At 40.9% G+C, this 8,026-nt stretch carries 7 protein-coding genes; 3 read left to right on the top strand and 4 right to left on the bottom strand.

All coding sequences use genetic code 11. The features are described from left to right. From V7077_RS26425 to V7077_RS26415, 3 genes are all read right to left on the bottom strand, one after another. The coding region (locus V7077_RS26425) for a hypothetical protein (protein WP_335507509.1) at positions 1-202 on the bottom strand (202 nt) is incomplete at its 3' end. Between the two features lie 573 nt (positions 203-775). Next, a complete protein-coding gene (locus V7077_RS26420) occupies positions 776-1,690 on the bottom strand; it encodes a TIGR01777 family oxidoreductase (protein ID WP_335507513.1) in 915 nt (304 codons plus the stop codon). A 27-nt stretch (positions 1,691-1,717) separates the two neighbouring features. After that, positions 1,718-2,599 (bottom strand): LysR family transcriptional regulator, encoded by an 882-nt coding sequence (locus tag V7077_RS26415; RefSeq protein WP_335507508.1) that lies wholly within the window; start codon positions 2,597-2,599, stop codon positions 1,718-1,720. A 143-nt stretch (positions 2,600-2,742) separates the two neighbouring features. On the opposite strand from V7077_RS26415, the gene V7077_RS26410 reads away from it, so the two are divergent. Next, the gene (locus tag V7077_RS26410; protein WP_335507506.1) at positions 2,743-3,951 is read left to right on the top strand and encodes a multidrug efflux MFS transporter; all 1,209 of its coding nucleotides are present in this window, start codon (positions 2,743-2,745) and stop codon (positions 3,949-3,951) included. A gap of 235 nt (positions 3,952-4,186) precedes the next feature. Here V7077_RS26410 and V7077_RS26405 read toward each other — a convergent pair whose 3' ends face one another. Then, a complete protein-coding gene (locus tag V7077_RS26405; RefSeq protein ID WP_335507511.1) occupies positions 4,187-5,323 on the bottom strand; it encodes a DUF2515 family protein in 1,137 nt (378 codons plus the stop codon). Between the two features lie 117 nt (positions 5,324-5,440). Between V7077_RS26405 and shc the strand changes: the two genes are divergently transcribed. Together shc and V7077_RS26395 are read left to right on the top strand one after the other, a co-directional pair. After that, positions 5,441-7,342, top strand: coding sequence for a squalene--hopene cyclase (gene shc, locus V7077_RS26400; RefSeq protein WP_335507504.1), 1,902 nt, complete (start codon positions 5,441-5,443; stop codon positions 7,340-7,342). A 106-nt stretch (positions 7,343-7,448) separates the two neighbouring features. Then, the gene (locus tag V7077_RS26395) at positions 7,449-7,994 is read left to right on the top strand and encodes an HXXEE domain-containing protein (RefSeq protein WP_335507502.1); all 546 of its coding nucleotides are present in this window, start codon (positions 7,449-7,451) and stop codon (positions 7,992-7,994) included. Positions 7,995-8,026: the final 32 nt, after the last annotated feature.

Here is an 8,026-nt window from a genome sequence, read left to right as displayed (position 1 = left end):
TGGAGACATTGACATACTTTGTAACTGCCTGATTGGCGCTGACTTGAGTTATATTCGATTCTGCAAAAACAGCTTTCTCAAAAGCGACTGTGGAGAGTACAGCGAAACAAAACGTTGGTAATATAGCTTTCTTTACCATACTACCCTTAAAACGATAATCTTGAGATAATTTTTTTCTTCGTGTTTTTCTTGTTGATTCCATTACTCCTCCTCCAAAAAAATATGATTATAGTAAACTTCCTCTTTTTCATAATAACGGAAAAAGAGGAAGAAATTCAAAGGTTTTTGCCAAATTTACGTAAAAATTGGGTAAATTTGAGGAAATTTGGGGATTTGTGGATGATAAATTTGAACATATTGGAGTACTAACTTGGTAAGTTGCTCAACGCTTTTTTTAAAAATTTTATATAAGAAGTTTTACGATAGTATAGAAATTAGTTATTATACAATAAATGAAAAAGCCCACTTAATAAAATTAAGTGAGCCAGAAATGTATCATATTCTTAATTGTTACTCATGCCTTCCCAACTGAGCCAAGATCGCTCATCAGTCTGCCAACCGTTGTTGCAATGGCTGTATATCCTGGTGCATGAATCAATTGTGGTTCAACCATATCAGGGTTATTTCAAGTTCCAATCTAAAACTTTTTCGTCACATAAATTAAACATGGAAATCGATAAGACTCTAAAAAGAGCAAAAAAATAGGTATTCAACACTTTAAATAAACTAATAGACAGTTACCAAACCACTCTTTATCTACCTAGTAAGTTAATTTCTATGAACCGCTCTTCCGGGCTAATAAATCATTTAAAGCAGTTTTTAAAGTAGGAAACTCAAATTCAAATCCCTCTCTCATCAAAACTTCAGGAACGACTTGTTGTCCCTCTAGGACAAGTGAGCTCTTCTTCCCTAGCGCCAATTTCATGATCATTGAGGGTGCAGGGAACCAATGCGGACGATGCAAAACAAAACCTATGGTCCTGCCGAACTCTTCCATTTGTTTAGGATCCGGTGCTGTAACGTTAACAGGTCCATTTAAATGATGATTGGTTATAGCAAATAGGATTGCTCTGGCTGCATCTTTCACGTGAACCCAAGATACCCACTGCTTTCCTGAACCAACCCTGCCGCCAACGAACCATTTATATGGCATCGCCATAAGAGGAAGGGCTCCGTCTTCATTCCCCAAAACCACCCCAAATCTCATAAAAACAGGACGTATGCCATGTACGCTTACTTTGGCCGCCTTTTGTTCCCAGTCATTCACAGTCCGTCCGAGAAAATCATCCGACACTTCCACTGATTTTTCCGTATAGACAGCCTGCTGTGAGGACGGATAAATGCCAATAGCGCTGGCATTGATAAAAACGGCAGGCTTTTCTGGCAATGCGGCAACGATTCTTAGTAACTCTTCCGTCGCGATCATCCGGCTTTCATAAATTTGCTTTTGATGTTTGGCCGTCCATCGGCCGGCATTTATGGAAACGCCCGCCAGGTTTATTACCGCGTCCGCCTTTTTTATTTCAGTTTCAGGAGAAGTGTCTTTTCCCAGCCATTGTATATACGTAATATTCTTTTCAGCTTCCTTCTCCTTTCGCGTCAGAATCGTGATATCATGACCTTCCTCACGAAGAAGATTAGTTACAATCCGTCCAATAAATCCCGAACCGCCAGCAATGAGAATTTTCATCCCTTCCACTCCGTTCCCTTGTTTCATTTAGGTTAATTCCTTAAAATATTCAATCATAAATTGCCGAAATTCACGAACGACTTTAGGAGTATACCGTTCCGTTTTCCAGGCCATTCCGATCGTTCTTGTACAGACAGGCTGTTCAATATGCAATGGAACAATTTTTTCATAGTGTGAGTAGCGAAGGGTATGCTCGGTTAAAAAGGATATCCCCAATCCCTCCTCTACATAATTATGAATGGTTCCCTGTTCTTCGAGTTCAAAGGCGATTTTCGGTGTGAATCCTGCTTTTTTACAAAAACCATCTGTTAGCATTCTGAAGGGATTCGTCGGCTCTCTATGAATAAATTGTTCATCTGCCACTTCCTTTAATTGAATGCTGTCTCTCCTAGCCAAATGATGGGTTTCCGGGACTACGAGGAATACTTCATCTTCCATAAGATTAATCCAGCTGATTCCTTCTTTCTCAATGGGAAAATAAGTAACACATAAATCGATTTCCCCTTTTTCCAATTGTTCCACCAGCCGCAAAGGAGAATGCATATTTACTTGAAAATTGACGAATGGATAGGTCTTGCGAAATTGACTAATGATATTCGGCAATAATGGAAAATGCATGACCGAAAGCGTAATTTGATTCCGGCTCTCTCCAGCGAGCTCCGCCATCTCAAGCTTGGCAAAATCTAATTCAGAAAATGCCCGATCTACTCCTTTTAAAAAAATTTCCCCATATTGATTTAGTTTAATATTCCTTCCTTCTCGATCGAAAAGGGAAAAACCCAGCTCTTCCTCTAAACGAGAAATGGTTTGGCTTAGAGATGGTTGTGCAATTCTAAGCTCTTTGGCAGCCTTTGTCATATGTTCAAACTCGGCAACGGTTTGAAAATACCTTAATTGTAAAAAGTCCATTTGTCCACCTCTATTGATAGCTCCTGACCTATAAGTAAATAGTAATATATATATTAGTCGGTATCAATGATTTGGAGTATCCTTAAGGATATCAATTATTTGGGAAGTCGAAATAAATTCTAAATCATAAGAAAGGTGTTTATATGGAGAATTGGAAAAGAAATTTATTTGTTTGTTGGTTCGGTTCATTTGTGACTGCCGCTGGGATGAGTCAAATATCCCCTATGCTGCCTTTATATATCGATCAACTCGGAGTACACGCAACTTCAGATATTGAAAAATGGTCTGGATTGATTTTTGGGTCCACCTTTTTGATTTCAGCCATTGTTTCGCCTATATGGGGAAAACTTGCTGATAAAAAAGGCAGAAAATTAATGTTACTCCGTGCAAGCCTTGGAATGGCCATGGTCGTTTTTATGATGGCATTTGTACAAAACGTATATGAATTGCTCGCATTACGGATGTTAATGGGTGCCGTTTCCGGTTACATTTCTGCATCGGTTACTTTAGTGGCCACACAAACGCCGAAGAAAAATTCAGGCTGGGCACTCGGTACCCTTTCAACAGGCTCCGTCAGCGGCGGACTTCTAGGTCCTTTAATGGGGGGATTTATTACAGAATTCTTTGGAATTCGAAGCTGTTTTGTTGTAACAAGCGTGTTATTGTTAATCGCCTTCTTTGCCGTTCTATTTTTAATAAAAGAAGAATTTACGCCTGTTCATAAAACACCGTTAGCGTTTAGCCAAGTTTGGAACCTAGTTCCTGATACGAGATTGCTCATTTCATTATTTGCTAGCACATTTATTCTGCAAATTGCCAATATGTCCATTCAGCCATTAATTACGGTTTATGTAAAACAATTATCACCCCATGCAGCCCATTTATCTATGATTGCGGGAATGGTGGTGGCTGCTGCCGGTTTAGCCAATGTAATTGCTGCTCCACGATTAGGTAAGCTTGCGGACCGGATTGGTTCAAGAAAAATATTGATCGGAGCTCTTATTACTGCAGGAATTATTTTTATTCCTCAAGCATTTGTGAAAACACCATGGGAACTCATGGGACTGCGCTTCTGTCTTGGACTTGCGACAGCTGGATTATTGCCATCGATTAACAACCTTGTCCGAAAAAGTGCACCAGATGAAATTGTTGGCCGTGTTTTCGGCTATAATCAATCTGCACAATATATTGGTACGCTCGGAGGATCTGTATTAGGCGGGCAAATGGCCGCATTCTTTGGGATCCATTATGTGTTTTTCACTACAAGTGCCTTATTACTGCTCAATGCTTTATGGGTTTACAGTATTAATCATATAGGTATTAGAAGAAGGACCATGTCACATAGTCATTAAGGAGCACACTGAGATTTCAGCGTGTTTCTTCTCCAATAATACGGTGCCAGGTGCCAATGGAACGAGAAGTTCTTAGCACCCTGGCCCGTTTTTGTTTTAATGTATTCAGTTACTTTTCTTATTTAGTGGTTTTCTTGCTTACCTTTCGTTTAGATACAACAAAACTTATCATGATGTTAGGTGGATTTTTTTTTATAAAATAAATATTCCACATGACAGCCACCGCTCGTTAAAGTTATTCTTCTTCTCGTAACAGAAGGGCTTCCTTCGCCATAACCGCAAGTTCAATGGTTTCAAGGGTTTTGCAATAATTAGTTAAAATCTCTCCATTCAAACTGACCTCTTCATGAATATAATCCAAATCATGCCAATCCTCAAACCAATCATCGTTCTTCGCCTCTTCATGCTGGGTGTTCGGCCAGGCGTATTTTAAAGGCGGGCTGTAAAGCCGCTTAGCACCCTTTCTCAACATGCAATTCTTGACCCGCCGCTTATAAATGGATCGGGGGAAAGATTCATTTACATCATTAAACAAATCGGGCCAATAATCTTTCCGTGAACCCGTGTGAGGGTGTTCATGTGCCCATTTTAATACTCCCGCCAGAATTGCTTCATGCTGAAAAAGCAGGGAATATAATTTTTTTCCGAATAATATTCTTTCGTGGAGCGATGTGAAATACCGTGAGGTGGCGCCTGCAAGTGAAGTCTTTTCGCTTTTTTCCCCTGCAGAGTAGGGAAAAAGAATGTTATTGAGCCGCAAAAAATCATACATTTTAAAGCTGACCGTACCTGTTACAGTTTTCTTAAAATGATTGTTTTGAATCAATCTTTTTTCCAAATAGCTTTGTTCATTGATCACCGTCGCAATCGCCAATGTATCGCTATCCCCACTGTGCCAAAAATAACGCCATATCGTTTCCATAAAGGTTGAAGTATGAAAATACGGTAAAAGATGGAACATTCCTTGGTTACTCCTCACACTCAGATCATAAACCAAAAATTGAGGAAATACATCTTGAAAGATCAACCAACTGCCACGTTCCAAAAAGGAAAAAATAGCTTTCTGATCTCTTTCCGGCAGAAGTTTTGTCAGCAATTCCCCTTTTAAATCCGTCATGTTCCAGCCGACGTTTCGCGATACCATATGTCCAAGAAGGGCCCAATGTATTTCAGGGTGCTGAAGGTAAAACTGAAAATAAGCCTGCGTCCGTGTGACATTGTTTTGGTTAAGCTGTCTCGTCTGTTCTCTGATAAGGCGAATATATTGTTTATCATTTTCTGATAAACTGGGAAGCTGGCCGGAAGATTTCTTTTTCAGCTTTTTTTTTAATTCTTTTTTTACTTCTGAGAAAGAGTCGAGCAAAAACGGCATCATCCTTTCTCAACGTTCATTTTGAGTGGATCCTTCATTCCCATCCAAGGAATGCATATTCATATTGCTCACCGAATATGAATACAAAGATGAATAAGATGGGAGAGGACGGGTCATATGAGGGATCGGGTCTATCAGGAAATGAACAGAATTGCTGATCAGTTGGTTAAGGACCAATCAGAGGACGGGGCCTGGCATTACCCTTTCGAGACCGGGATCGCATCCGACTGCAGTATGATTATCTTATTACGGACATTGGAAATAAATGATGAGGAGTTCATAAAAGAATTGGTGAAACGTATCGCCGGAAAACAGCAGGATGATGGATCATGGAAGCTGTTTCATGATGAAGAAAAAGGAAATCTGACATCCACTGTGGAAGCTTATTATGCCCTTCTTTATTCTGGTTACCGGAATCGGAAAGACCCGGAAATGCAGGCTGCCAGAAAGTTTATTATGGCCAACGGAGGGGTCACGGAAGTCCATATGTTTTTGAAAATCCTATTGGCTTTAACAGGACAATGTGCGTGGCCGCACTTCCCCATTAACATTGAAGTGATGCTTTTACCAGACTCCTTTCCTATCAATCTTTTTGACCTCTCCGTGTACGGAAGAGCGAACATTATCCCTTTTTTGATTCTCGCCAATACGAATTTTCGTAAGCGAACGCCTCGATCGCCCAATCTCTCCGATTTGTTTCAAAATAAAGCTGTTCGTTTTTTTACAGAGGAACAAGCCGAAGAGGCCCGCTCGGTAATCAAATGGATTAAACAAGGGATTAAAGGTCTGAAATCCCATGTAAACCTTCGCGAATTGGCATTATATCGTGCCGAAAAATATATGCTGGATCGAATCGAACCGGACGGCACCTATTTAAATTATTTCAGCACGACTTCTCTCATGATTTACGCCTTACTGGCGAGGGGGTATTCGACGACGCATCCGGTGATTTCTCGTGCCGTGCAAGGGTTAAAAGCGATGTGCTGCCGGATTGACGGGGAACTTCACTGTCAATACACAACGGCTACGGTCTGGAATACGACTTTAATCAATTATGCTCTGCAAGAATCTGGAGTTCCCTATTCATTCACCACAATCCAAAAGGCAAATGATTACATTCTCTCCCGTCAGCATCTCAAATATGGGGATTGGGTCATTCACGAACCGAACCTGTTACCGGGGGGTTGGGGGTTTGCGGACTTGAACACGATCCACCCGGATATTGACGATACAACCGTTGCACTGAGGGCAATACGTACTTTGGCCAAAAACCAAGTGGATTGCCGGCAGGCATGGGATCGTGGTATAAACTGGCTCATTTCCATGCAAAACAAGGACGGTGGTTGGGCGGCATTCGAAAAGAATGTGGATAAGAAAGTAATGAAATGGTTACCGATAGAGGGTGGAAAAGATTTATTGATTGATCCGTCGACGGTTGATTTAACGGGAAGGACGTTAGAGTTCTTCGGGAACTATACCCATTTGGATCTTCACCATCCTATGGTGAAAGAAGCAGTTCGTTGGCTGCTGCGGCAGCAAAATTCAGATGGTTCCTGGGTTGGACGATGGGGTGTGTATATTTATGGTACATGGGCAGCTGTAACGGGAATGGTTGCAGTTGGAGTTTCCGCGAATCATCCAGCTATTCAAAAGGCGCTAACCTGGCTGCGGAGTATTCAGAATCCGGACGGGGGCTGGGGAGAATCCTGTAAAAGTGATCTCAAAAATTGTTATGTGCCGTTAGGTGAAAGTACCCGCACTCATACCGCTTGGGCCCTTGACACACTCATCTCGGCCGCACCTGTAGTTACCCCTGAAATTGAAAACGGTGTTGAATTTTTAGTGGATCAGAAGGAAAAAGATTGGACGACAACCTACCCAAAAGGAAGAGGAATGGCAGGTTCCTTTTATATCAATTATCATTGTTATGAATATGTTTTTCCATTGCTTTCCCTGTCCCATTTTCAAAAATTAACTGGTGGACAGCTCCTAACGGATTTCAAAAAATCTCTTGAGTGACCTTTGACATTTTTTTATATCCTGTCCCATAAAATGAACTAACCACAACAGACCGTAATCTTGAAGAAAAGCGAAATCTTGCCAACTAAAGGGAGGTAGGCAAAAGATGCTAGGGTTGCTCCACCAATTTTTGAATCTTAACCTATTCATTTGGTTGTTTCCCATCATTTTTATTTTCCATGACTTAGAAGAGATCATAACGATTGAATCTTCCATGGCTGCACACAAAGACAAATATCCGCAAACTCACTTCATCGAACTAACGTTAAGAATGAGGGAAAAACTGGGATCGACCGCTGCCCAGCTTGCGGTTTCGGCCGCCTGGATTTTATTATTTATCTCATTCACTACCGTGATGACCGCCCATTTTTCATCTAAGGGAGAGAGTTTTCTTTTATTTACAGCCATTCTTAATTTATTTGTTTTGCAGACATTCATGCATATTGTTCAAACCATTATGTTCAGGGGATATACGCCTGGTATCATCACGTCACTGTTCCTCCTTGCCCCTTACTGCCTCGTTACCTATTATCTTTTAGTCGAATATGGACAGTTGGACTGGCATTTGTTCTTCACCAGCCTCCCAGTTAGTTTGATTTTGATTCTGGTTTTTCTCGTTGGCAATTTATTAGGCCGCTATTTTATTCGATAACGGACCCCCGACTTTTTTATAGTGATATCGGC

Source organism: Neobacillus vireti (genome assembly GCF_036962465.1).
Lineage (GTDB): Bacteria > Bacillota > Bacilli > Bacillales > Cytobacillaceae > Neobacillus > Neobacillus vireti_B.
The sequence above is the reverse complement of the archived record's forward strand: the minus strand, read 5'-3'. Positions and strand labels throughout refer to the sequence as shown.

Bases quoted from the DNA above. Each gene is read 5' to 3' on its own strand.
- V7077_RS26415 (WP_335507508.1), bottom strand. From the start codon at position 2,599: ATGGACTTTTTACAATTAAGGTATTTTCAAACCGTTGCCGAGTTTGAA.
- V7077_RS26405 (WP_335507511.1), bottom strand. From the start codon at position 5,323: ATGCCGTTTTTGCTCGACTCTTTCTCAGAAGTAAAAAAAGAATTAAAA.
- V7077_RS26420 (WP_335507513.1), bottom strand. From the start codon at position 1,690: ATGAAAATTCTCATTGCTGGCGGTTCGGGATTTATTGGACGGATTGTA.
- shc (WP_335507504.1), top strand. From the start codon at position 5,441: ATGAGGGATCGGGTCTATCAGGAAATGAACAGAATTGCTGATCAGTTG.
- V7077_RS26410 (WP_335507506.1), top strand. From the start codon at position 2,743: ATGGAGAATTGGAAAAGAAATTTATTTGTTTGTTGGTTCGGTTCATTT.
- V7077_RS26395 (WP_335507502.1), top strand. From the start codon at position 7,449: ATGCTAGGGTTGCTCCACCAATTTTTGAATCTTAACCTATTCATTTGG.